Origin of the sequence: Pseudomonas sp. NPDC088429 (assembly GCF_044753305.1) — a bacterium.
GTDB classification, from domain to species: Bacteria; Pseudomonadota; Gammaproteobacteria; order Pseudomonadales; family Pseudomonadaceae; genus Aquipseudomonas; species Aquipseudomonas rustica.
In genome coordinates this window covers 47,078-71,812 of sequence record NZ_JBIVMX010000004.1, presented here as the reverse complement: position 1 = coordinate 71,812, position 24,735 = coordinate 47,078, and the positions used below count along the sequence as shown (strand labels likewise).

Annotated in this window: 18 protein-coding genes, 1 pseudogene and 2 riboswitches; of the genes and pseudogenes, 9 read left to right on the top strand and 10 right to left on the bottom strand. The window is 60.5% G+C overall.

The features are described 5' to 3' along the window. Positions 1-19: 19 nt before the first annotated feature. Positions 20-514 (bottom strand): DUF934 domain-containing protein, encoded by a 495-nt coding sequence (locus ACIP66_RS04235; protein ID WP_008080464.1) that lies wholly within the window; start codon positions 512-514, stop codon positions 20-22. Continuing rightward, entirely contained in the window at positions 498-2,156 is a 1,659-nt protein-coding gene (locus ACIP66_RS04230) for a nitrite/sulfite reductase (protein WP_053120848.1), read from the bottom strand. The genes ACIP66_RS04235 and ACIP66_RS04230 overlap by 17 nt, the downstream gene beginning before the upstream one ends. Positions 2,157-2,680: 524 nt before the next feature. On the opposite strand from ACIP66_RS04230, the gene ACIP66_RS04225 reads away from it, so the two are divergent. After that, positions 2,681-3,754 (top strand): ABC transporter substrate-binding protein, encoded by a 1,074-nt coding sequence (locus ACIP66_RS04225; RefSeq protein ID WP_400645720.1) that lies wholly within the window; start codon positions 2,681-2,683, stop codon positions 3,752-3,754. Positions 3,755-3,760: 6 nt separating this feature from the next. On the opposite strand, the gene ACIP66_RS04220 is transcribed toward ACIP66_RS04225, so the two are convergent. Beyond that, on the bottom strand, positions 3,761-3,979 hold the full coding sequence (locus ACIP66_RS04220) for a DUF2970 domain-containing protein (protein WP_008080467.1): 219 nt from the start codon (positions 3,977-3,979) through the stop codon (positions 3,761-3,763). Positions 3,980-4,334: 355 nt separating this feature from the next. Beyond that, positions 4,335-8,045, bottom strand: a pseudogene (metH, locus tag ACIP66_RS04215) (methionine synthase). 156 nt (positions 8,046-8,201) lie between these two features. Here metH and ACIP66_RS04210 point away from each other — a divergent pair. The 3 genes from ACIP66_RS04210 (at position 8,202) to nfuA (ending at position 12,376) form a co-directional block, all read left to right on the top strand. Continuing rightward, positions 8,202-10,508, top strand: a complete 2,307-nt coding sequence (locus tag ACIP66_RS04210) for a fatty acid cis/trans isomerase (RefSeq protein WP_400645717.1) — start codon at positions 8,202-8,204, stop codon at positions 10,506-10,508. Between the two features lie 203 nt (positions 10,509-10,711). Then, a complete protein-coding gene (locus ACIP66_RS04205; RefSeq protein WP_400645714.1) occupies positions 10,712-11,734 on the top strand; it encodes an acyltransferase family protein in 1,023 nt (340 codons plus the stop codon). A gap of 57 nt (positions 11,735-11,791) precedes the next feature. Continuing rightward, on the top strand, positions 11,792-12,376 hold the full coding sequence (gene nfuA / locus ACIP66_RS04200; protein ID WP_400645711.1) for a Fe-S biogenesis protein NfuA: 585 nt from the start codon (positions 11,792-11,794) through the stop codon (positions 12,374-12,376). Between the two features lie 162 nt (positions 12,377-12,538). Here nfuA and cobM read toward each other — a convergent pair whose 3' ends face one another. The 4 genes from cobM to ACIP66_RS04180 form a co-directional block, all read right to left on the bottom strand. Further along, complete coding sequence (gene cobM / locus ACIP66_RS04195) at positions 12,539-13,285, bottom strand: precorrin-4 C(11)-methyltransferase (protein ID WP_212544509.1); 747 nt, start codon at positions 13,283-13,285, stop codon at positions 12,539-12,541. Between the two features lie 81 nt (positions 13,286-13,366). Continuing rightward, positions 13,367-13,780: a cobalamin biosynthesis protein gene (locus tag ACIP66_RS04190; RefSeq protein WP_053120837.1), complete on the bottom strand. Its 414-nt coding sequence runs from the start codon at positions 13,778-13,780 to the stop codon at positions 13,367-13,369. Then, on the bottom strand, positions 13,777-14,478 hold the full coding sequence (locus ACIP66_RS04185; RefSeq protein ID WP_159814778.1) for a CbtA family protein: 702 nt from the start codon (positions 14,476-14,478) through the stop codon (positions 13,777-13,779). The genes ACIP66_RS04190 and ACIP66_RS04185 overlap by 4 nt, the downstream gene beginning before the upstream one ends. Positions 14,479-14,489: 11 nt before the next feature. Continuing rightward, positions 14,490-14,687, bottom strand: coding sequence for a CbtB domain-containing protein (locus ACIP66_RS04180; RefSeq protein ID WP_053120833.1), 198 nt, complete (start codon positions 14,685-14,687; stop codon positions 14,490-14,492). A 123-nt stretch (positions 14,688-14,810) separates the two neighbouring features. Beyond that, positions 14,811-15,031, bottom strand: a riboswitch (cobalamin riboswitch). A gap of 898 nt (positions 15,032-15,929) precedes the next feature. Continuing rightward, positions 15,930-16,142, top strand: a riboswitch (cobalamin riboswitch). Between the two features lie 99 nt (positions 16,143-16,241). Here ACIP66_RS04180 and cobW point away from each other — a divergent pair. From cobW to ACIP66_RS04160, 4 genes are all read left to right on the top strand, one after another. After that, the gene (gene cobW, locus ACIP66_RS04175) at positions 16,242-17,315 is read left to right on the top strand and encodes a cobalamin biosynthesis protein CobW (RefSeq protein WP_400645706.1); all 1,074 of its coding nucleotides are present in this window, start codon (positions 16,242-16,244) and stop codon (positions 17,313-17,315) included. A gap of 3 nt (positions 17,316-17,318) precedes the next feature. Continuing rightward, on the top strand, positions 17,319-21,167 hold the full coding sequence (gene cobN / locus ACIP66_RS04170; protein WP_400645704.1) for a cobaltochelatase subunit CobN: 3,849 nt from the start codon (positions 17,319-17,321) through the stop codon (positions 21,165-21,167). 137 nt (positions 21,168-21,304) lie between these two features. Then, positions 21,305-22,306, top strand: coding sequence for an ATP-binding protein (locus ACIP66_RS04165; RefSeq protein ID WP_400645701.1), 1,002 nt, complete (start codon positions 21,305-21,307; stop codon positions 22,304-22,306). Next, the gene (locus tag ACIP66_RS04160) at positions 22,288-22,971 is read left to right on the top strand and encodes a VWA domain-containing protein (RefSeq protein WP_400645973.1); all 684 of its coding nucleotides are present in this window, start codon (positions 22,288-22,290) and stop codon (positions 22,969-22,971) included. Before ACIP66_RS04165 ends, ACIP66_RS04160 begins: the two co-directional genes overlap by 19 nt. A 111-nt stretch (positions 22,972-23,082) precedes the next feature. Here ACIP66_RS04160 and ACIP66_RS04155 read toward each other — a convergent pair whose 3' ends face one another. Beyond that, positions 23,083-23,400 carry a YqjD family protein gene (locus ACIP66_RS04155; RefSeq protein WP_008088645.1) on the bottom strand — a complete coding sequence of 106 codons (318 nt, stop codon included), beginning with the start codon at positions 23,398-23,400 and terminating at the stop codon, positions 23,083-23,085. A gap of 153 nt (positions 23,401-23,553) precedes the next feature. Here ACIP66_RS04155 and ACIP66_RS04150 point away from each other — a divergent pair, with 153 nt between their 5' ends. After that, on the top strand, positions 23,554-23,808 hold the full coding sequence (locus ACIP66_RS04150; protein ID WP_053120827.1) for a hypothetical protein: 255 nt from the start codon (positions 23,554-23,556) through the stop codon (positions 23,806-23,808). Between the two features lie 4 nt (positions 23,809-23,812). On the opposite strand, the gene ACIP66_RS04145 is transcribed toward ACIP66_RS04150, so the two are convergent. Beyond that, positions 23,813-24,727: a LysR family transcriptional regulator gene (locus ACIP66_RS04145; protein ID WP_400645698.1), complete on the bottom strand. Its 915-nt coding sequence runs from the start codon at positions 24,725-24,727 to the stop codon at positions 23,813-23,815. Between the last annotated feature and the right edge of the window lie 8 nt (positions 24,728-24,735).

The window sequence follows — 24,735 nt, the reverse complement described above, 5'->3', positions numbered from 1 at the left end:
GTGTTACGGCTAACGCGGGTTAGCGGCGACGGAACAGCGGCAGCGGTTCGTCGGTGGCAGCCTGATAGGTCACCGAGAAGTCCTTGAGACCTTCAAGGGCTTCGTACGGGTCTTTGTCCGGGCGCACAGCGAAGGCGTCGAAACCGCAGCGGTGCATGTAAAACAGCTGATCGCGCAGCACATCGCCAATCGCCCGCAGTTCGCCTTTGAAACCGTAACGGTCGCGCAGCAAACGGGCGTTGGAGTAGTTGCGGCCGTCAGTGAACGCCGGGAAGTTCAGGGCAATCACCTGAAACTCGGCAACGTCTTCACCGATTTCTTCGGCTTCTTCGTCAGCGTCCAGCCAGACACCCAGGCCGCCGTCGCGGGCCTTGAGCATGCGGCTGTGTTCACGCCACAGTTGCAACGGCACGATCAAGTCGTCGCAATTGCTGATCTCGTCGATGTTGAAATCTTTTGGCAGCAAGTGCCAGGTTTCGTCGACGACTTCGTTGTTCTTAATGATTCGCTGCATAGACGCGTTCCTTGAAGAGGTCGATGCCAATACGCTGATAAGTGTCAATGAAGCGCTCGTCTTCGGTACGTTGTTCAACGTACACGTCGATCAGCTTCGAGATCACGTCAGGCATGACTTCCTGAGCGAAGGACGGGCCGAGGATCTTGCCCAGGCTCGCGTCACGGCTGGCGCTGCCGCCGAGGGAGACCTGATAGAACTCTTCGCCTTTCTTGTCCACGCCGAGGATGCCGATGTGGCCGACGTGGTGGTGACCACAGGCGTTCATGCAACCGGAGATGTTCAGATCCAGCTCACCGATGTCGAACAGATAATCCAGGTCGTCGAAACGGCGCTGGATCGATTCGGCAATCGGGATCGACTTGGCGTTGGCCAGCGAGCAGAAATCACCGCCAGGGCAGCAGATGATGTCGGTCAGCAAACCAATGTTCGGCGTGGCGAAACCGCCTTCGCGCAATTCGCCCCACAGGGTGAACAACTGGCTCTGCTCAACGTCGGCGAGGATGATGTTCTGTTCGTGGGAGGTGCGCAGTTGACCGAAGCTGTAGCGGTCGGCCAGATCGGCGACGGCGTCGAGCTGCTTGTCGGTGATGTCGCCCGGGGCAACGCCGGTCGGTTTCAGCGACAGGGTCACGGCGACATAACCCGGCTTCTTGTGCGCCAGGGTGTTGCGGGTGCGCCAGCGGGCGAAACCCGGATGCTCTTTGTCGAGGTCGGCCAACTGAGCGGTCTGGTTTTCCAGGGCCTTGTAGTCCGGATCGACGAAGTGCTTGGCCACACGCTGCAGCTCGGCTTCGGTCAATGTGGTCTGGCCACCGCGAAGGTGCTCCATTTCCGCATCGACTTTCTGCGCGAACACTTCAGGCGTGAGTGCCTTGACGAGGATCTTGATCCGCGCCTTGTATTTGTTGTCGCGACGGCCGTAGCGGTTGTACACACGCAGAATGGCGTCGAGGTAGCTCAACAGATCCTGCCATGGCAGGAACTCGTTGATGAACGCGCCAACCACCGGCGTACGACCGAGGCCACCGCCGACCAGCACACGGAAGCCCAGTTCGCCAGCGGCGTTGTGCACCGGCTCAAGGCCGATGTCGTGGACTTCAATGGCGGCGCGGTCAGCGGTCGAACCGTTGACGGCGATTTTGAATTTGCGCGGCAGGTAGGCGAATTCCGGGTGGAACGTCGTCCACTGACGGACGATCTCGCACCATGGGCGCGGATCGATCACTTCGTCGGCGGCGACACCGGCGAACTGGTCGGTGGTGACGTTGCGCAGGCAGTTACCGCTGGTCTGGATCGCGTGCATCTGCACGGTGGCCAGTTCAGCCAGAATGTCCGGGATGTCTTCCACCGCCGGCCAGTTGAACTGCACGTTCTGCCGCGTACTGATGTGGGCGTAGCCCTTGTCGTAGTCGCGGGCAATCTTGGCCATCATGCGCATCTGACGCGAAGTCAGCTGGCCGTAAGGCACCGCCACACGCAACATCGGCGCAAAACGCTGGATGTAGAGGCCATTTTGCAGGCGCAGGGGGCGGAATTCTTCTTCGCTCAGCTCACCTGCCAGATAGCGTCGGGTCTGATCACGGAACTGCTTGACGCGGTCCTCGATGATCCGCTGATCGTACTCGTCGTATACGTACATATAAGTCCTGTTCTCAGGCTTGGGCCATTCGGAGTAGCACTGCGTTTTCGCTTGCTGGAGTCCGATTGTGCCTCTGCAATTCTGCGCGCACGGCCGCGCTCTCCCTAACGGAGCCGGGGCAATATACCTGTTTGGGGTTATGCGCAAAAGTGATGTTTGAGTATATGTAAAGAACCAAAACGCCTAACGAGAATCACTGTCAACTAATCCACATTTGTAGTGCGGACAATCATCGTCTTAACTGTGGTCGAGTCTTTCTGCAATCACCGATAAAACCGACAAGAGGCGATGCAATGAGCAATCCGACCAAGGCAAGAAAAAGCGACAGTAGCGTCGATGCGTGGGCCATTTTGTTCCTGATCATTCTCGTAGTAGGGACAGCGGTATTCTGGGTCAGCCATCAGTAAACGACTCATCCGGGCCCCGCATGCGACGATTGTCGGACAAAAACGGGATCAGGCATCAATAGCCGGTGATTCGAGGGCTATAATGCGCGGCCATTTTTTCTTGGGCCCGGATGACTCATGTTGAAGTTTTTGCACCTCGGCTTGCTGCTGTTCAGCGCGCTATTGTCAACCGCTGCGCGAGCGGAGTCTGTGCTGTTCCTCAATCCGGGCTCGACGCAGGAAGCCTTCTGGGTCAGCTATTCGCAATTCATGCAGGCCGCCGCCCGCGACCTCGGCATTGATCTGCACATCCTCTATTCGCAACGTCAGCCAGAGCTGACCCTCGCTCAGGCACGCATCGCGCTGCAAGGGCCGAATCGTCCCGACTACCTGATTTTCGTCAACGAACAGTACATTGCGCCGCAAATTCTGCGCCTGGCTCACAACAGTGGCGTGAAGCTGTTCATGGTCAATAACGCGTTGACGGCGGATCAACAGGCGTTAGTCGGCGAGCGCGGCGATCAGATCGGCAGTCTGGTGCCGAACGACGAGGAGGGCGGTTACTTGATGATGAAGGAGCTGATCCGTGTGCATCCGCCGGTGGCAGCGGGTGAGCAGATTGAAATGCTGGCGTTCTCCGGACTGAAAATCACCCCGTCAGCGCAATTGCGTGAGCACGGCATGCAGCGCGCGTTGGCCGAGCATCCGCACGTGCGTTTGCGTCAACTGGTTTACAGCGGCTGGGCTCAAGAGCGCGCCTACGAACAGGCGAAACAACTGTTCGGCCGCTATCCAAAGGTTTCGCTGGTGTGGTCGGCCAACGATGAAATGGCGTTCGGGGCGATGCGTGCCTACGCCGAAACCGGCAAAGTCCCGGGCAAGGATGCGTTGTTCAGTGCGGTCAACACTTCACCGGCGGCATTGCAGGCGTTCGTCGACGGTCGATTGAGCGCGTTGGTCGGCGGCCATTTCACGCTGGGCGGCTGGGCGCTGGTCGAGTTGCACGACTACGAGAAGGGCGTGGACCTGAACCGCTACGGCGGCAGCGATCGGCAAATCCCGTTGCTGCAACTGATCGACAAGCCCCAGGCTCGGCAAATGCTGGCCATGGGCGACTCTCCGGACTACGGCGTGCATTTCCGCAAGCTGTCCGCCAAGGGGCAACCGGATTCCTATCGTTACCCGTTCAACCTGCAAACCCTGATGCGCTGACCCCCGTCAAACCCCGGCGAAATGCAGCACCAGTTTGACGATGGCAAACAACGTCAGCGCGAACACCGCCGTGAACAAAATCCCCAGCACCACGAAATGGCTGGGCTTGCCATGGGTGAAATCCCTTGCCCGATTCTTGCCGCTCTGCACCCCGAACGCGGCGGCCATGACGCTGTGCAGCATCTGCCAAAAGGTCGGCGGTTTGTTGTCGACTGGATCGTCCATAAATCCCTCGTCTGCCGTGTGTGTCAGACAAGCATAGCCAACCCTCCGGAGAACACCGCAAAACGAACTGTGGGAGCGAGCTTGCTCGCGAAGGCGTTATGTCAGTCAACATCAATGTTGGCTGGTCGACCGCATTCGCGAGCAAGCCCGCTCCCACAGGGGATGTTGCGTCCGAGCTGGATTAGTTGTCGTAACCCAGATTCGGCGCCAACCAACCCTTTGGAGATCACTGCAAAACGAACTGTGGGAGCGAGCCTGCTCGCGAAGAGGCCATCAGCTTCAACATAAGTGTTGGCTGATAGACCGCATTCGCGAGCAGGCTCGCTCCCACAGGGGATGTTGCGTCAGGGCTGGATCAGTTGTCGTAGCCGAGATTCGGCGCCAGCCAGCGTTCGGTCACGCTCAGTTCCTGACCTTTGCGCGAGGTGTAGCTGGCGATCTGATCCTTATCGACCTTGCCCACCGCGAAGTACTGCGCCTGCGGATGGGCGAAGTACCAGCCGCTGACCGCTGCCGCCGGGAACATTGCGTAGTGTTCGGTGAGGAACACGCCGCTGCGGCCGGCACGCATTTCTTCGGCTTCCGGGTCGAGCAGGGCGAACAGCGCGGCTTTCTCGGTGTGATCCGGGCAGGCCGGGTAGCCCGGGGCAGGGCGGATGCCGCTGTATTGCTCTTTGATCAGCGCTTCGTTGTCGAGGGTTTCGTCCTTGGCATAACCCCAGTGCTCTTTACGCACTTGCTGGTGCAGCCATTCGGCGCAGGCTTCGGCCAAACGGTCGGCGAGGGCTTTGACCATGATCGAGTTGTAGTCGTCACCAGCGTCCTGATAGGCCTTGGCCACTTCTTCGGCGCCGATGCCGGCGGTGGTGATGAAACCACCGACGTAGTCGGTCACTTCGCTATCCTTCGGCGCAACGAAGTCGGCCAGCGAGAAGTTTGGTTTGCCGTCGGTCTTGATGATCTGCTGGCGCAAGTGATGCAGTTTGGCTAAGGGCTGGCCGTCATCGCCGTACAGTTCGATGTCGTCGTCATGCACCTGATTGGCCGGCCAGAAACCGAACACCGCACGGGCGCTGATCAACTTCTCGTCGATCAGTTTGGCGAGCATTTCCTGCGCATCCTTGTACAGCGAAGTTGCGGCTTCACCGACCACTTCGTCTTCGAGGATGCGCGGGAATTTGCCAGCCAGATCCCAGGAAATAAAGAACGGCGTCCAGTCGATGTATTCGGCGAGGACTTTCAGGTCGATGTTGTCCAGAACCTTGCTGCCGGTGAAGGTTGGTTTAACGGGCTGATAAGTCGCCCAGTCAAACTGCGGCTTCTTGGCGACGGCCGCTGCGTAGCTCAAACGTTCGGTGCGGGCGCTGCGGTTGGCCGTACGCTCACGTACATCGACGTATTCCAGACGGGTCTTCTCGACGAAACCGGCCTTCAGTTCTTTCGACAGCAACTGCGTCGCCACGCCCACCGCGCGGGAAGCGTCGGTCACGTAAACCACGGCATCGTTGCTGTACTTCGGCTCGATCTTTACTGCGGTGTGCGCTTTGGACGTGGTCGCGCCACCGATCATCAGCGGCAGATGGAAATCCTGACGCTGCATTTCCCGCGCAACGTGCACCATTTCATCCAGCGACGGCGTGATCAGACCAGAGAGGCCGATGATGTCGCACTTCTGCTCTTTGGCCACCTGCAGAATCTTCTCGGCCGGCACCATCACGCCGAGGTCGACGATGTCGTAGCCGTTGCAACCGAGCACCACACCGACGATGTTCTTGCCGATGTCATGCACGTCGCCCTTAACGGTGGCCATGAGGATCTTGCCCTTGGCTTCCGGTTTGTCGCCTTTTTCCAGTTCGATGAACGGGATCAAGTGAGCCACGGCCTGCTTCATCACGCGGGCGGATTTCACCACTTGCGGGAGGAACATTTTGCCGGCGCCGAACAGGTCGCCAACGATGTTCATGCCCGACATCAGCGGGCCTTCGATCACTTCGATCGGGCGGGCGAACGACTGGCGCGATTCTTCGGTGTCTTCAACGATGTGCGTGGTGATGCCTTTGACCAGCGCATGCTCCAGACGCTTGTTGACCTCCCAGCTACGCCACTCTTCGGTCTCGGCTTCCTTGACGCTGCCGTCGCCCTTGTACTTGTCGGCGATGGCGAGGAGGGCGTCGGTGCCGTTTGGCGTGCGGTTGAGCACCACGTCTTCAACGGCATCGCGCAGCTCTTGCGGGATCTGATCGTAGATCTCCAGTTGACCGGCGTTGACGATGCCCATGGTCAGGCCCGCGCGGATCGCGTACAGCAGGAACACCGAGTGAATCGCTTCGCGCACCGGGTTGTTGCCACGGAACGAGAACGACACGTTGGACACACCGCCCGAGGTCAGCGCATACGGCAGCTCGTCGCGGATGTAGGCACAGGCGTTGATGAAGTCGACCGCGTAGTTGTTGTGCTCTTCAATGCCGGTGGCGACGGCGAAGATGTTCGGGTCGAAGATGATGTCTTCCGGCGGGAAGCCGACTTCGTTGACCAGAATGTCGTAGGAGCGTTTGCAGATTTCTTTCTTGCGCGCTTCGGTGTCGGCCTGGCCGGCTTAGTCGTACGCCATCACCACCACGGCGGCGCCGTAGCGCTTGCACAGTTTGGCGTGATGGATGAACTGCTCGACGCCTTCTTTCATGCTGATCGAGTTGACGATGCCCTTGCCCTGAATGCACTTCAGACCGGCTTCGATCACTTCCCATTTCGACGAGTCGATCATGATCGGTACGCGCGAGATGTCCGGTTCACCGGCGATCAGATTGAGGAAGGTCACCATGGCCTTCTTCGAATCTAGCATCCCTTCGTCCATGTTGATGTCGATCACCTGCGCGCCGGCCTCGACCTGTTGCAGGGCGACTTCCAGCGCTTCGGTGTAGTTGTCTTCACGGATCAGTCGGGCGAATTTCGCCGAGCCAGTGATGTTGGTGCGCTCGCCGACGTTAACGAACAGCGAGCTGCGATCGATGGTGAACGGCTCCAGACCCGAGAGGCGGCAGGCCTTCGGAATGTCCGGAATCTGACGCGGTGCGTAACCGGCGACAGCTTTGGCGATGGCTTCGATGTGCCCCGGGGTGGTGCCGCAGCAGCCGCCGACGATGTTGAGGAAGCCGCTCTGGGCGAATTCTTCGATGACCTTGGCGGTTTCCGACGGCAGTTCGTCGTACTCGCCGAATTCGTTCGGCAGGCCGGCGTTCGGGTGCGCGGAAACGTGGGTGCTGGCCTTGTTCGACAGCTCTTCCAGATACGGACGCAATTCACTGGCGCCGAGCGCACAGTTGAGGCCGACGGAAATTGGCTTGGCGTGCGCCACCGAGTTCCAGAACGCTTCAGTGGTCTGGCCCGACAGGGTGCGGCCAGACGCATCGGTGATGGTCCCGGAAATCATGATCGGCAGTTCGAGGTGTAGCTCTTCGAACACGCCTTGCACGGCGAAGATCGCCGCTTTGGCGTTGAGGGTGTCGAAAATGGTTTCGATCAGGATCAGGTCGGCGCCGCCCTCGATCAGGCCTTTGGTGGCTTCGGTGTAGTTTTCCACCAATTCATCAAAGGTGACGTTGCGATAGCCCGGGTTGTTGACGTCTGGCGACAGCGAGCAGGTGCGGCTGGTCGGGCCGAGTACGCCGGCAACGAAACGCGGCTTTTCCGGGTTTTCGGCAGTCTTGGCGTCAGCTATCTTGCGCGCCAGTCGTGCGCCTTCTACGTTTAACTCGTAGGCCAGTTCTTCCATGCCGTAGTCGGCCATGGAAATGCGGGTGGCGTTGAAGGTGTTGGTTTCGAGAATGTCGGCGCCGGCGTCCAGATAGGCTTTTTCGATGCCACCGATCACGTCAGGGCGGGTCAGCACCAACAGGTCGTTGTTGCCTTTGACGTCGCTCGGCCAGTCGGCGAAGCGTTTGCCGCGATAGTCCTGCTCTTCGAGCTTATAGCTCTGGATCATCGTGCCCATGCCGCCGTCGAGTATCAGGATGCGCTCTTTGAGAGCTTGCTTGAGAGCTTGAAGGCGGACGCTGCGATCGGACATTTGGACTACTCGGAAAGACCATTACGAAGGAGCGGGATCATAACAAACCTGTGCGGTTTTAGAGCATGTGGCGCTTTTGCATGAATATCGCTCATGTTGGTACGGACGTCATAATGTAGAATCGCGGCGTTTTTTTATAAAATCGGGATCAGCAGCATGTCTTACCGCGTCATGGGTTTTGTGTTGCTGTTTCTCAGCTGGGGCGCCGTGGCGCAAGAGCCAGCGGCTGCACCTGCCATTTCTCCATCTATTTCCTACACCCGCGATATCCAGCCAATCTTCACCGAGAAGTGCGTGGCCTGCCATGCGTGCTACGACTCCGCCTGCCAGCTCAATCTTGGCAGTGGCGAAGGCGCGGCCCGTGGCGCGAGCAAAATGCCGGTGTATGACGGCGAGCGCACTAAAGCGGCGCCGACCACGCGATTGTTTTACGACGCCTTCGGCAAACGTGCCTGGCAGCAGAAAGACTTCTATTCGGTACTCGATGCGCAGGGCAGCCAAGCGGCGCTGATGGCGCGTATGCTCGAGCTGGGGCACAAGACGCCGCTGACGCCTAACGCCAAGTTGCCCGAAGACATTGTTCTGGGGTTAAACCGCGCAAATCAATGCGCAATGCCTGCCGAATTTGAAGGCTACGCCGGTGCTCACCCGAAAGAAGGCATGCCGCTGGCCGTGACTGGCCTGACCGATCAGCAATACCAGACGTTGCAGCGTTGGCTCGCCTCCGGTGCGCCGATTGACGAACAAGGCCTGGCGCCGAGCGCCAAGGAATCCCTGCAAATCGTTCAGTGGGAAAACTTGCTCAACAGTCCCGGCGCCCGCGAAAGCCTGGTCGGCCGTTGGCTCTACGAACATTTGTTCCTCGCGCACCTTTATTTCAAGGATGGCGAGCCGGGGCATTTCTTCCAGTGGGTGCGTTCGCGCACGCCGACGGGTCAACCGATCGACCTGATCGCCACCCGCCGCCCGAACGACGATCCGGGCACACAGGTGTATTACCGCTTGTGGCCGGTTCAAGGGGTGATCGTGCACAAAACCCACATCACCTACCCGCTGAGCGCGGCGAAAATGGCGCGGGTGAAAAGCCTGTTTTACAGCGGCAACTGGCAGGTCAACGCCTTGCCGGGTTATGGGCCGAACAGCCGTGCCAATCCATTCGCTACGTTCGAAGCGATTCCGGCACAGGCGCGTTATCAGTTCATGCTCGATAACGCTGAGTATTTCGTCCGCACCTTTATTCGCGGCCCGGTGTGCCGTGGGCAGATCGCGACGGACGTGATCCGCGACAACTTCTGGGCGCTGTTCCAGGCCCCGGAGCACGACCTGTACATCACCGACCCGAACTATCGCGGCCAGGCCACGCCGTTGCTGGCGATGCCGGGGCAGAACGACGACGTCGGCAGCGTGCTGACCCTGTGGCACAACTACCGCGACAAACGGAATGAATACGAGGCCCTGCGCCGCGACAGCTATGCCGAAGTCCCTGCGCCGAGCTGGTCGACGCTGTGGGCCGGCAACGACAACGCACTGCTGAGCATCTTCCGTCACTTCGACAGCGCTTCGGTGACCAAAGGCCTGATCGGCGAAGTGCCGCAAACCATGTGGTTGTTCGACTATCCGCTGCTGGAACGCACCTATTACCAGTTGGCGGTCAACTTCGACGTGTTCGGCAACGTCTCCCATCAGGCGCAAACCCGCCTGTATTTCGATCTGATCCGCAACGGCGCCGAGCAGAACTTTCTGCGCTTGATGCCTGCTGATTCTCGCGAGGATTACCTCGATGATTGGTACCAGAGCAGTGGTCAGTTCAAGATGTGGCTGGATTACGAGTCGATCGACGACGACACACCGACCGCGCTGAAACTCAACGAAAAAGATCCGAAATACGATTTCGCCATGCAGTTGCTGGCGCGGTACGGCGATCTGAATGCGCGACCTGACCCGATCAACCGTTGCGACAACGCCTATTGCTCACGACCGAATATCGACCCGGCGCTGCAAAATGCCGAACAGGCGCTGAGTCGCCTGACCTCGCGGCCGGCCGCCGGTTTGAAGGTAATTGATCAGTTGCCGGAAGCGACCATGCTGCGCATCGAAACGGCCAGCGGCAAACGCGAGGTCTACAGCCTGCTGCGCAACCGCGCGCACAGCAACGTGGCGTTCCTCACCGGAGAATCGCTGCGTTATCAGCCGGGGCTGGACACGTTGACCATTTATCCCGGCGTACTGAGCAGCTATCCAAATTTCATCTTCAACATCCCGGCTGATCAGGTGCCGGCGTTTGTCGATGCCATGGACAGTGCCAGGGATCAGGCGCAATTTGAGAAAATCGTCGAGCGCTGGGGGATTCGTCGCAGTCATCCGCAGTTCTGGTTCTATTTCCATGATCTGAGCCAATATCTGCACGAAACCGAACCGGTGGAAGAGGGCGTGCTCGATATGAACCGATACGAGAATCTTTGATCTTTTGAGGCCTGCCCGCTGTCCCACGCATAAGCAACACCACAAAATTCCTCTGTAGGAGCTGCGGAACGCTGCGATCTTTTGATCTTGAAAATCAAATGATCGCAGCGTGCCGCAGCTCCTACATGAGTTCAGCGCCATATCGAAGTGTTCGGATGACGTTGGGGTAGTGGTGGATTTGAGGGTGTAGACGGGAGCGGGTGATGTTGATTTCAGTGCAAGCCCTGCGTGCGCTGGCTGCGTGGACGGTGGTCTGCCACCACTTCATGCAGATTTTCTTCGACTTCGAAGCGCGCGGGCCGATTGGGCAGTGGTTCATCGACAAAGGCGCGGTGGGCGTCGATGTGTTCTTTGTCATCAGTGGTCTGGTGATCTTCCTTTCCACCGAAAATAAGCCGCTGCCGCCCGCGCGGTTTCTGCTCTATCGCCTGTTTCGCATCGTCCCCGCGTATTGGCTGTACACGGCGCTAATGGCGTTGTTGGTGGTGTTCGCCCAGCCGTTGCTGCCCGATCAAACCGTGGATTGGGGGCATTTTCTACTGTCGCTGCTGTTCATCCCGACTGAAAACCCCGGTGGCTACGGAATCTACCCGACGCTCAATGTCGGCTGGACGCTGAATTACGAAATGCTCTTCTACGTGCTGTTTGCCTGGGCGCTGCTGTTTCGCTTGCAGGTGCGTCTGCTGGTGGTCGCCGCGCTGCTGTTTGCGGTGAGTCAGGCGTGGACGGGGTTTGGCTGGATCAGCGAATTTTATCGTTCGGACATCGTTTACGAGTTTCTGCTGGGGATTGGCATTGGCATGCTCCATCGTCGCGGCTGGATCGGCGCCGGTTTATGGCTGCCGCTGGCCGGGATTGTCGCGGCGTTGCTGGCGATTTATCACTTGGCGCCGGCGCCACGGCTGCTCAATTGGGGCGTGCCGAGTGCGGTGCTGGTGATGTCGTGCATGGCGCTGGAGCGTTATGTCGAGCGCAGCCGGTTGCTGAAATTGCTCGGTGACTGCTCGTATTCGGTGTACTTGATGCACGTGCTGGTGCTCTCGGCGGGCGGTTTTCTCGCGCGTCGTTACGGAATCAACCCGTATCTGATGTTCGTCGTCTGTGCGCTGGCGATCGGCGTTGGTTCGTGGCTGAGCTACGAATGGGTGGAAAAACGCAGTTACCGTTGGCTCAAAGCGCGGGTCGATGGCGAGCCCGACGAGAATCTTTCCCGACAAAAATACTAGGACTTTGTCCGGCGCAACGATTGGCGTAAACTGCGCCCAAGCCTGCGAGGAGTTTCCATGACCGCTATTACCATTACCGACGCCGCCCACGATTACCTGGCTGATCTGCTCTCCAAGCAGAACACCCCGGGCATCGGCATCCGCGTCTTCATCACCCAGCCTGGCACCCAGTACGCCGAAACCTGCATTGCCTACTGCAAGCCGTGCGAAGAAAAACCTGAAGACACCGCGCTGGGGCTGAAAAGCTTCACCGCTTACATTGATCACTTCAGCGAAGCGTTTCTCGACGACGCTGTTGTCGACTACGCCACCGACCGCATGGGTGGCCAACTGACCATCAAGGCGCCAAACGCCAAAGTGCCGATGGTTAACGCCGACAGTCCGGTCAACGAGCGCATCAACTACTACCTGCAAACCGAAATCAACCCGGGGCTCGCTAGCCACGGCGGTCAGGTCAGCCTGATCGATGTGGTTGAAGACGGCATCGCCGTTCTGCAATTCGGCGGCGGCTGCCAGGGCTGCGGCCAGGCGGACGTAACGTTGAAGGAAGGCATCGAGCGCACTTTGCTTGAGCGCATTCCGGAGCTGAAAGGCGTTCGTGACGTGACCGACCACACGCAGAAAGAAAACGCCTACTACTGAGTAAGGTGTTCGCTGCGAAGCCGTCATAAACCAGGCAATGCATGTTCCCGTGATGAATGCATTTGTCTGGTGCCACAAGATCAAAAGATCGCAGCCTTCGGCAGCTCCTACATTGGAATGTATTTCCCTGTAGGAGCTGCCGAAGGCTGCGATCTTTTGCTTTCAGGGCCTGTAAAGGTGTGCATGCCCCGCGCGATATAACGATGACTCGCTAAACACCTCACTCCCCAACACCCGACCCACCAGAATCAACGCCGTGCGCCGAAACCCTTTCGCTTCAACCTTCTCGGCAATGTCCGCCAGCGTCCCGACCACCCAATCCTGATCCGGCCACGTCGCCCGGTGGATCACCGCAATCGGGCAATCCGCGCCGTAATGCGGCAGCAACTCCAGCAGAATCTTCGGCAAATGATTAACGCCCAGATGAATCGCCATGGTCGCCCCATGCTGTGCCAGACTGCCCAGCTCCTCACCCACCGGCATCGCGGTTTTATCCGCATAGCGGGTCAGAATCACGCTTTGCGAGACATCCGGCAGGGTCAGTTCCGCCCCCAGCAACGCCGCACACGCCGCCGTCGCCGTCACGCCGGGAACGATCTCAAACGGAATATTCAGCTCGCGCAGATAACGAATCTGCTCACCAATCGCGCCATACAGACTCGGATCGCCGGAATGCACCCGCGCCACATCCTGACCGTTCGCGTGCGCGGTTTTGATCAGTTCGATGATCTGTTCCAGATGCAATTCGGCGCTGTTGACCACTGTTTCAGCCTGATGACCGTCCAGCACTGCCGCCGGTACCAGCGAGCCTGCATAAATGATCACCGGACAGCTGCGAATCAGCCGCTGGCCTTTGACTGTGATCAGTTCCGGGTCGCCGGGGCCGGCGCCGATGAAGTAGACGGTCATCGCTAAATCCTGTGAAAAAGGGGCATGTCCAACACTTCAGATGAAGATTGCTCATGATCGATGGCGGGGATTATCGGGAATTTACGCGGCGCCGGCCAATGCGAAGGTGGCCTGGGCGTATTTTTGTCGGGAAATCAGCAGCTTTGCCGGTGCCTGAATCAACTGTTCGGCGAGGGCCAGCGCGGCACTTTCGGCGACGCCGTAGCAACCGGTGCGTTCGTAAGCAATCTCGGAACGGTGGCTGAGGCGTTCCTGATAACTGGCCAGTTCTTCGCTGCTGAAGTACAGCAGCGGCAGCGCCAGTTGCGCGGCGAGCTCTTGCAAACCGGGCTCGTCGCGCTTCAGGTCGATGCTGGCCAAGGCCTTGATCGCCTGCAACTCAATGCGATGCGCCTGTAACGCCTGATCAAGTAACGCGCGCAGCGTGCTGACGGGGCAGCCGCGCTGGCAACCCAGGCCGACCACGAAGGTCGGCGCTGCGCTGTCATTCGTCATGCGTGGTATTGGCCATCGCTTTTGCGGCGGAACAACCAGGCGCTGATCAGGCCAAGGGCCAGCCAGAACGCGACGTTGGTCAGCTGCGAAGCGATTTTGAACTGCGCTTCCAATGCTTCAGGAGCGAGCATCGAATGCACTTCCGGCTGCGGCGCGCCGATCACGTGCGGCACGGCGAGGATCGCCACACCGAGAACTTTCATCAGCCAGTGACGGCTGAACGCGATCAACGACAGGCCGACAGCGGTCGACGCGGCCGTGCCGATCCACCACATCTGTCGCGAAGCCAGATCAGCCGCCGCGGTGCCCGGCAGTTCTGGTGGCAGACCTAAAGTCGGCGCGAGGACGAACGTGGCGTAACCGGCCAGACCCCAGAGCAGGCCTTGCGAAGTTTTGGTGGGCGCACGGAGGGTGTAGAGACCGGCGAGCATCAGGGCGAAACCGACGGCGACGACCAGATTGCCACCGGTGGTCGAAACCACGCGCTGCCAGCCGGGCTCCGGCTCCCAGGCTTCGGCATCGTGGGTATGGCCGGCCATGGCGCCTTCGGCGTGTTCATGCACGGCGACGGGTTCGGATTTTTCGAAAGTTTCCGCTTGAAGAATCAGCGGCGAGACCCAGAAGCTTTGCAGCAGGGTGAGGAGCAGGGCGGCCAGAAGCCCGGTAAAACCTGCGGTTTGCGCAATACGCTTGATCATGTCGGCAGGTCTCAGTGGCACGGGAACGCGGCGCTGTGGCGGGTATCGTGGGCGGCGTTGTGTACCGCTTCGATGTGCGAGAAACCGGCGAAGTAGACCAGGCCGGCGCCGAGGATCGACGCGAAGATCGCGGCGGTCAGGCGTTGGCTCAGTGTGGCGGTGCTGGCGATTTTGTCCGTGTTGCTGCCGGTGCTGCTGATGATCGACATGGCGCTTCCCTCTGGAGTGTCAGTGGGTGATTTGAGCGCATGAAAACCCCTGCGGGTCGGGCTCGCAGAGGTTCGAACAGCGCCCGCCCACCGCGGGTTTGTTATGTTCAGCTGCGCACGAGGTGCGCGCTGTGTGTTAAGGGCCGGTCTCCGGGCTCACGAGGGGTTGGCGTCAGGCCGACCTGCAAGCGTCTCCTTCCCATGCTTTTGGGCACAGTGGTTTTGACGCTTCGCTCGCTTACCGTTGCGGGGGCAGCACCGGACTGACATGGCTTGAGTAAAGCACATGATTCACCGGTTTCCCGTTTCACCCTGTGAAGGGCACCCGTAACAAGTTGTGTAGGAGAGCATGAGGGGGGATTTGAGTCAATTGGATGGGGGGCATATCCGTTGCTGCGGTAACGGCGGCTTAGGGTTTCGCCCTTACGGCGAGTCACCTTTTCCAAACGCCGAAAAGGTAACCGAAAAGGCTTTGCCCTGACGTTCGGCCCTCGCTAGGGCTCGGGTTCCTTCGCTGCGGGATTGATCCGGGGGGCAGCGCCTACGGTTTGCTTCGCTGCACCTCCTCTCGCTGTGTTTGGCTGCGCCAAACGGTCGCTGCGCTCCCACCCCCGGATCAATCCCTCCACTCAGCCTGCCGACGGGCTCTAAGATCAAGAGCAGGCGAGCTGACACTCGGCCTATTGAGTGGTGAGGAGCGGGGCGTGCACGGCTTTTGATTTGTGTTGTTGCTGCCCCTCACCCCAGCCCTCTCCCGAGGGAGAGGGAGCCGATTGGTGGGCTTTTCAAAATGTGTGTTCGACTTGGTATTCCACGTCGGCGTACCTCTCCCAATCCACGCAATCAGTCCCCTCTCCCTCCGGGAGAGGGCTAGGGTGAGGGGCCTTTGATCTTGATCTGGCTGTTGATTTTGATCTGGCTTTTGATTTTCAGCCCCTTCGGCAGGCCGAGCGTAGGTGTCCATCCGGGGATCAGGCGCGTAGCGCCGTGCGGCGCAGCCGCACACATCGAGAGGAGGTGCAGCGAAGCAAACCGTAGGCGATGTCCCCGGATGGACACCGTAGCGAGGGAACACTGAGCCTCAGCGAAGTGCCGTACGCCGGGGCCAAGCCTTTTGCTTACTTTTCGGCGTCTGGAAAAGTGAGTCGCTGTAAGAGCGAAACCGCCAGCAGCCATCACCGAAGCAATGGATAGGCTCACATAACCAAAACCCAACCCCATTGACCGGTCACCACCCGATGCGTAGCCTTGCGCATTCGAGGTTCTTCGGCCCACGCCGAAGCTAAGAAGGGAACGCGGTCAATGCCGCGGCTGCCCCCGCAACTGTGAACGGCGCTGTTCGCTGCCACGCCACTGCCAGCTCAACCCATGAGCCAGCGGGAAGGCGCAGCCAACGCCAGGCCCCGCGCCTGAACGCCGTCAGCCAGGAGACCTGCCTCGTCACAGATTCTCAATTTCAACCGGGCGGGGTGATCCGGTGGCGAACTCTCCGGGCACGCACGCGCGTTGCCGGTTCTCGTCCCGTATGCCCGCCGCTTGCCAAAGGGCATACCGATGAAAACACTGGCCAAACTCCCCGTCACCATCGTCACCGGCTTCCTCGGCTCGGGCAAAACCACGCTGCTGCGGCACATGCTCGACAACGCGCAGGGCCGTCGCATCGCGGTGATCGTCAACGAGTTTGGCGAGTTGGGCATCGACGGTGAAATCCTCAAACAATGCACCATCGGCTGCAGCGAAGAAGAAGCGGTTGGCCGCGTTTACGAACTGGCCAACGGCTGCCTGTGCTGCACCGTTCAGGAAGAGTTCTTCCCGGTGATGCGCGAACTGGTTGCCCGTCGCGGCGACCTCGACCATATCCTCATCGAAACCTCGGGCCTGGCCCTGCCGAAACCACTGGTGCAAGCCTTCCAGTGGCCGGAAATCCGCAGCGCCTGCACCGTTGATGCGGTGATCACCGTGGTCGACAGCCCGGCTGTGGCCGCTGGCACCTTCGCCGCGTTCCCGGATCAGGTCGATGCGCAGCGCAAACTCGACCCGAACCTCGACCACGAGTCGCCGCTGCACGAATTGTTCGCCGACCAACTGGCCAGCGCCGACCTGGTGATCCTCAACAAGGCCGACCAGACCAGCCCGGAAGACCTCGCTCGCGTTCGCGCTGAAGTCGCCGAAGAATTGCCGCCCGCCGTCAAAATCATCGAAGCCAGTAACGGCCGTGTGCCGCTCGACGTGTTGATCGGCCTCGGCGCCAGTTCCGAAGAACACATCGACAGCCGCCACAGCCATCACGACCACCATCACGGTGAAGGCGATGACGACCACGATGACCACGATCACGACGCTTTCGATTCGATCTCCATCGAACTGCCGCAAGCCGACGAAAGCCTGCTGCTCGACGCCCTGACGCAACTGGTGGTGAAGCACGGCATCCTCCGTGTCAAAGGTTTCGCCGCCATTCCGAACAAGCCAATGCGTCTGTTAATTCAGGGCGTGGGCACGCGTTTCGACAAGCATTTCGACCGTCAGTGGGGCGCCGATGAAGCGCGCGTCACGCGTCTGGTGTTGATCGGTCAGGAACTCGACGCCACCCAACTCGAAGCGCAACTGCGCGCCGCGCTCAGCGTTTAAACCATGCACCTGCTCAGGACTCAGCCCGGCGGTTTCGTCTCGGATGACAACATTGCCGACCTTGGCCAAACCCCCGCCGAGCTGGTGATCCTGTGCAGCGGCGACTCCAGTCTGGCGCTGCTCGCCGAAGCGGCGCAGCAGTTGCCTGAGGATTATCCGAGCCTGCGGCTGGCCAATCCGATGCAGGTGCAGAATCACGCGTCGGTCGATTTGTACGTCGATGAAGTGTTGCGCCACGCCAAGGTGATCCTGATTTCGCTGCACGGCGGCATCGCCTATTGGCGGTATGGCGTCGAGCGTCTGGTTGAGTTGGCCGAACGCGGCGTGCAGGTGATTCTGGTGCCGGGCGATGACCGGCCCGATCCAGAACTCAGCGACTTGAGCACCGTCAACGCCGAGGATCGCGACCGCCTCTGGCAATTCCTGCGTCAGGGCGGCATGGGCAATGCACTGGATTTCTTTCGTTGCATGGCCAACCGTTGGCTGGCCCGCGATTACGCATGGGATGAGCCGCAAACCCTGCCGCGCACGGCGATTTACCACCCGACTAAAAACACCGCTGCACTGAGTGACTGGCAAGCCGAATGGCTGCCTGAGGAACCGGTCGCGACAGTGCTGTTTTACCGCTCGCATTTGCAAGCGGCGAACACCGCGTTCATCGATGTGTTCTGCCAGCGCTTGCAGGCAGCGGGGCTTAATCCGCTGCCGATTGCGGTGGCCAGTTTGAAAGAGCCCGGCTGCCTCGCGGTGGTCGAGGATTGGCTGGATGAAGTCGAGGCCGGGGTGATTTTGAACACCACCGGTTTCGCCCAGTCCAGCCCCGAAGCGCCGCATTTACGGCCGTTTCGCCGCAACATTCCGGTGATTCAGGCGATCTGCGCGCAGGACAACGAGCCCGGTTGGCGCGACAGCGAGCAAGGCCTCGGCCCGCGTGATCTGGCGATGCACATTGCCTTGCCGGAACTCGACGGGCGCATCATCAGCCGGCCGATCAGCTTCAAGGATCTGGCGTGGCGCAGCGAGCGCAGTCAGTCCGATGTGGTCTGCTATCGCGCGCAACCTGAGCGCATGGATTTTGTCGCTGAACTGGCGCGGCGCTGGATCGATCTGGCGCGGGTGCCGAACGCTGAAAAACGCATCGCGTTGATTCTCGCCAACTACCCGACGCGCGATGGCCGCATCGGCAATGGCGTCGGCCTCGACACCCCGGCGGCGGCGCTGAATATTCTTCGCGCGTTGCAGGCCGAGGGTTATCCGATCTCGTCAGAATTGCCGGGCAGCGGCACCGAGTTGATCCAGCAATTGCTCGGTGGCGTCAGCAACGATCTCGACACCATTGACCTGCGTCCGTGCCAGCAAAGTCTGGCGATGGACGCTTATTTAGCGATGTTCAACGCACTGCCGGATGCCAATCGCGCGGCGGTAATTCAGCGTTGGGGATCGCCGCAAAACGATCCGATGTGCCGTGACGGCCGCATGATGATCGCCGGCATTCGCTTCGGTCTGACCTTCGTCGGCATTCAACCGGCGCGCGGTTATCAGGTTGATCCGAGCGCGGTTTATCACGATCCGGATCTGGTGCCGCCGCACGGCTATCTGGCGTTCTATTTCTGGCTGCGCAACACCTACGGCGCGCACGGCGTGATCCACGTCGGCAAGCACGGCAACCTCGAATGGCTGCCGGGCAAAGGCGTCGGGCTCTCGGAGAACTGCTGGCCGGACGCGCTGCTGGGGCCGCTGCCGAATATCTACCCGTTTATCGTCAACGACCCGGGCGAGGGCGCCCAAGCCAAGCGGCGCACGCAAGCGGTGATCATCGACCACCTGATGCCGCCGCTGACCCGCGCCGAAACCTACGGGCCGCTGCGCAATCTGGAACTGTTGGCCGACGAATATTACGAGGCACAACTGCTCGATCCGCGCCGCGCGCGTGAGTTGCAGCGCGACATTCTGCAACTGGTGCGCGACACGCAGATTGATCGTGAGTTGCAGCTTGATGCCGGGCTGAACAGCGATGCCGATGCGGCGATCTGGTTGCCGCGTCTGGACACGTATTTGTGTGATCTGAAGGAATCGCAGATTCGCGATGGCTTGCATATTTTCGGCGAGTCGCCGACGGGGCGCTTGCGCATTGATACCTTGTTGGCGTTGCTGCGGATTCCACGAGGCGACGGCAAAGGCGCGCAATCGAGCCTATTGCGAGCACTCGCCAAGGCATTCGAACTGGGTTTCGATCCACTCGATTGTGCGTTGGCCGAGCCATGGACAGGCCCACGTCCTGAAGCGCTGCAATCACAAAGCGACGAATCCTGGCGCACCTCCGGCGACACCCGCGAACGCCTGGAAATCTTCGCCACAACCCTAATCTCCGAAACACTACAACCCCCCTGTAGGAGTGAGCCTGCTCGCGATAGCGGAGTGTCAGCCAACATTGATTTTACTGACACACCGCTATCGCGAGCAGGCTCACTCCTACAGGAACCGCGTTGGGCGGAGGTCTGCGCAATCATCGAGAATCTGCGAGAAGTCGTCGCCCCACGCCTCGACGCCTGCGGCCCCGCCGAAATGCGTGGCCTGCTCGACGCCCTCAGCGGCCGCTTCGTGCCCGCCGGCCCCAGCGGCGCACCCAGCCGTGGTCGTCTCGACGTCCTGCCCACCGGGCGCAATTTCTATTCGGTCGACGTGCGCAACCTGCCCACCACCACCGCTTGGCGCATCGGTTTCCAGTCGGCCACGCTGATCCTCGAACGCCACCTGCAAGACCACGGCGATCACTTGCGCCAACTCGGCCTCTCCGTGTGGGGCACCGCGACCATGCGCACCGGCGGTGACGACATCGCTCAAGCCATGGCGCTGATGGGCGTGCGTCCGGTGTGGGCGACGGGCAGTCAGCGTGTCGACGATTTCGAAATTCTGCCGCTGAGCCTGCTCGACCGCCCGCGTGTCGACGTCACGCTGCGCGTCTCCGGATTCTTCCGCGATGCCTTCGCCAATCTGATTCGCCTGTTCGACGCCGCCGTGCAAGCCGTTGCCGCGCTGGATGAGCCGGATGACCTCAACCCATTGGCGGCGAAAGTCCGCGCAGAACGCGAGGCGCTGCTGCAATCGGGCGTCGACGAAGACACCGCAAGACGTCAGGCCGGTTGGCGGATTTTCGGCGCCAAACCCGGTGCCTACGGCGCGGGCGTGCAGGGCGCCATCGACGGTCGCTTGTGGCAGAGCCGCGACGATCTCGCCGAGGTTTATCTGAACTGGGGCGCTTACGCTTACGGCGGTTCCGACGAAGGCACCGCCGCCCGCGAACAATTCGTCCAGCGCCTGAGCCAGGTGCAAGCGGTGCTGCAGAATCAGGACAATCGCGAGCACGACTTGCTCGATTCCAACGACTATTACCAATTCCAGGGCGGCATGCTCGCCGCCGTCGAAACCTTGCGCGGCGAAGCGGCGGCCAGTTATCACGGCGATCACAGCCAGCCGGATCTGCCGAAGATCCGTACGTTGAAGGAAGAGCTGAACCGGGTGATTCGCTCGCGGGCGGCCAATCCGAAATGGATCGACGGGGTCAAGCGGCACGGCTACAAAGGCGCGTTTGAATTGGCGGCGACGGTCGACAATCTGTTCGCGTTTGATGCGACGACGCAGTTGATCGATGATCACCAGTACGCGTTGCTGGCGGATGCGTATTTGCTCGATCCGGCGACGCGGGATTTTGTCCGCGAGCATAATCCGCATGCGCTGCGTGATATGACCGAACGGATGCTAGAGGCGCAGCAGCGCGGGATGTGGCAGGAGCCGGGGGCTTATAAAGAGGCACTGGAGAATCTGTTGTTGGACATAGAAGAAAATATCTAGTGCGATTCCTTGTAGGAGTGAGCCTGCTCGCGATAGCAGTGTGTCAGTTAACTCGTTGTAGGCTGACACACCGCCATCGCGAGCAGGCTCACTCCCACAATTAAAAGCATTTCACCGACCATGACCGAGTAATGATGATGACCGACACCCCGCATTTCCCCCTCTCCGCCGTGGTCGGCGCCGATGACTTGAAACTCGCCCTGTGCCTCACCGCCATCGACCCGAAAATCGGCGGCGTGCTCATCGAAGGCCCGCGCGGTATGGCCAAGTCGACCCTGGCCCGTGGCCTCGCCGATCTGCTCGCCAGCGGCCAGTTCGTCACCTTGCCGCTGGGCGCCACCGAGGAACGTCTGGTCGGCACCCTCGACCTCGACGCGGCCCTCAGCGATGGCCGCGCGCAATTTTCTCCCGGCGTTTTGGCCAAGGCCGACGGCGGTGTGCTTTACGTCGATGAGGTCAATCTGCTGCCCGATCACCTCGTCGATCTGCTGCTCGACGTCGCCGCCAGCGGCACCAACCTGATCGAGCGCGACGGCATCTCCCATCGCCACTCGGCGCGGTTTGTGCTGATTGGCACGATGAACCCGGAAGAGGGTGAGTTGCGTCCACAATTGCTCGACCGTTTCGGTTTGAACGTCGCCCTCAGCGGCCACACCGCGCCGACCGAGCGCGGGCAAATCATTCGGCGTCGGCTGGATTTCGACAGCGATCCGCAAGGGTTTTGCGCGCAGTGGGAAACCCAGCAACAAGCCCTGCGCGAGCGTTGCGAACATGCGCGAAGTGCATTGGCCAACATCCCGCTGGACGACGCCGCACTGGCGCAGATCACTGAGCGTTGCTTCGCTGCCGGTGTCGACGGTTTGCGCGCGGATCTGGTGTGGCTGCGCGCCGCTCGGGCGCATGCAGCATGGCGCGGTGCAGAGGCGATCAGCGAAGCGGATATCGACGCCGTTGCTGAATTCGCACTGCGCCATCGCCGTCGTGAGCAGTCCGCGTCGAGTCCGCAACAACCACCGCAATCGCCGAGCAATGCTCAATCCGAACCAAGCGAAGGGCAGGGGCAGTGGGGCGATATGCCGGCGCCGGCCCTCGCCACCGGTGCCCGCCGCGAAGTGCCGAGCTGGCCAAAAAAGCCCTAGGCATTCGCCCCCGATCCGACGCGGGGGCGAATGCCAGACCCCGCGCTGGTCGGCTGGACAACGGACGCCAAGGCAAACGCCACGCCGCTCGCAGCGTGTCGGTGAACTGGCCGGCGACGCTGCTCAACGGCCGCCCGCAAACTCGCGCCGATTTGCTCTTTCAACTGCGCACCCGTACGCCGCATGAGTTGTGGCTGGTGATCGTCGATGCCTCGGCGTCTACCCGCCGGCATCAGGCCTTGAGCGATGCCAAAGGTCTGCTCGCGCAACTGTTCGATGATGCTTATCGCCAACGCGCGCGGTTGGCGTTGCTGACGGCCAGCGGCTCGGCGCCGAAGTGGCAGGTGCAGGGGTTGAAAGCGTCCAGTGGCTTGCGCGTTTGGCTTGATGCTTTGGGCGCCGGCGGTGGCACGCCGTTGGTGGCAGCGTTGGCAGAGGCAAAGGAATGGCTGGTGGTGCGGCGCAAGCGTTTTCCGGCCGAGCAGCAGCGCTTGCTGGTGGTGACGGATGGGCGGTTGAAGGCGTGGACGGGATTACCGGCGCTGGCGTGTCCGGGGCTGTTGATCGATATCGAGCGAGGGCCGATTCGATTGGGGCGGGCGCGGGAATTGGCGGCGGGCCTGGCGGCTGAGTATCGGCATATTGATGAGCTGCTGTCGGTCTGACATTTGTGCGCTTTCAGAATCGAATCGCGAGCAGGCTCACTCCTACATTTGAAATGCGTTCCCCTGTAGGAGTGAGCCTGCTCGCGATGGCGTCAACTCGGTCTTAAGAAATCAACGACGACCGAGCAGCAACCCCACCACCAGACCAAAACCGGCCGAGATGGCCACGGTCTGCCATGGATGGCCGCCGATGTAGCTTTCGGTGGCGTCTACCGCAGGCTTGGTACGGTCGCGCACGCTCGACACCGATTCCAGTGCCTGCTGCAATTTCTGGGCGATTTGCCCGCGCAGGGTTTCCGCTTCCTCGCCAACCAGTGAAGCGCTGTTCTTCAGCAGTTTGTCGGATTCTTCGATCAACGCCTGAAGCTCACTGAAGGCTTGATCCTTGATTTGATCCTGGGCGGCTTGCACGGCGGATTTCCGGGCCATTGGGTGACTCCTTGCAGTTGAATGGACGTGATCAATGGAGTGCGACGGTGCGCGAAAAGTTGCACTGAATGTAGATCAACAGGCAAAACCTGCGCAGGAGATTTCCGCCGAGCGTGTAAGATGTCGCCATTTTACGCAGCAGGATAAATCCCCATGAGTTTCAATCTGGCCGACAAATCCCTCGCTGAGCGCGCGGCGCTCGAGGACGAGAAATCCCGTCTGTTCGAACTCTGGCAGAACAATCTGGGCAAAGCCAAAGGCGAAGCCGCTCGTTTGTTCGGCGAGCGCGGCAAGCGCAAAGGCAAATGGGCGGAATGGGTACGCTCGGAACTGGACACGATGTCGCCGCCGGAATTCGCCAACATGGTGCGCAGTGAAGTCAATCGCCTGATGGCGGCGAACAAGTAACGCCTCAGCCCGGTGTGAACGTGGCGGCAATCGCCTCGCGAACCTTCACCACCACTGGATCGATCTGTGTGCTGGTGCGCCAGCCGAGTTCGATCGGATAACGCGGCAACGACAGCGGGCAGGGCAGCAACATCAGCCCGCTGATCGCCGCGATACTCTCGGCGGAGTGCGTCGGGATGGTCGCCACTGCCTGGCTGCCCTTGAGCAGATAAGGCAGCGCGGCAAAATGCGTGGTCGAGGCGCAGACCCGACGACTCAAACCCAGCGCCGCCAACCCCTCATCGGTAATCCCGATAAATCCCCCGGACGACACCAGCAAGTGCTCGCGGGCGACGAATTCCTGCAGATCGATCTGCTGCTGACCGGGCGCCAGGCTCGCGGGATCGACCAAGCACGCATAACCGCCTTCGCCTAACACCTGACGACTGAGCAGGCGCTCGGCAAAACCGCCGGCGGTGATTGCCAGATCGATGCTGCGCTCCATCAGATCGCGGGCGACGATCTGGCTGTGGGTCTGGCGGAAGATCAGGCGCAACTTCGGCGCGCTGCGGGCAATTTCCTCGATCAGGCGCCGGCCGTAAGCGATCTCGAAATCATCCGACAGCCCCACCGTCACCGAGCGCCCCTCGTACTGCTGCGTGGTCGGGTCGACCATCGCCAGACTCTGCCGACACTTGTTCAGCGCCTCGCTGACCACCGGTTTCAACTGATTGGCTTTTAGTGTTGGCGCCAGACCGCGCCCGGTACGCACGAATAATTGATCGCCATACACATCGCGCAAACGCCGTAACGCTGCACTGACAGCCGATTGCGTCACGCCCAGACGCAGTGCCGCGCGGCTGGCGCTGGACTCTTCATGCAGGGCTTCGAAGACTTTCAGCAGATTGAGGTCGACGGTGGCGATATTCATAGGGCTCATATCATTCA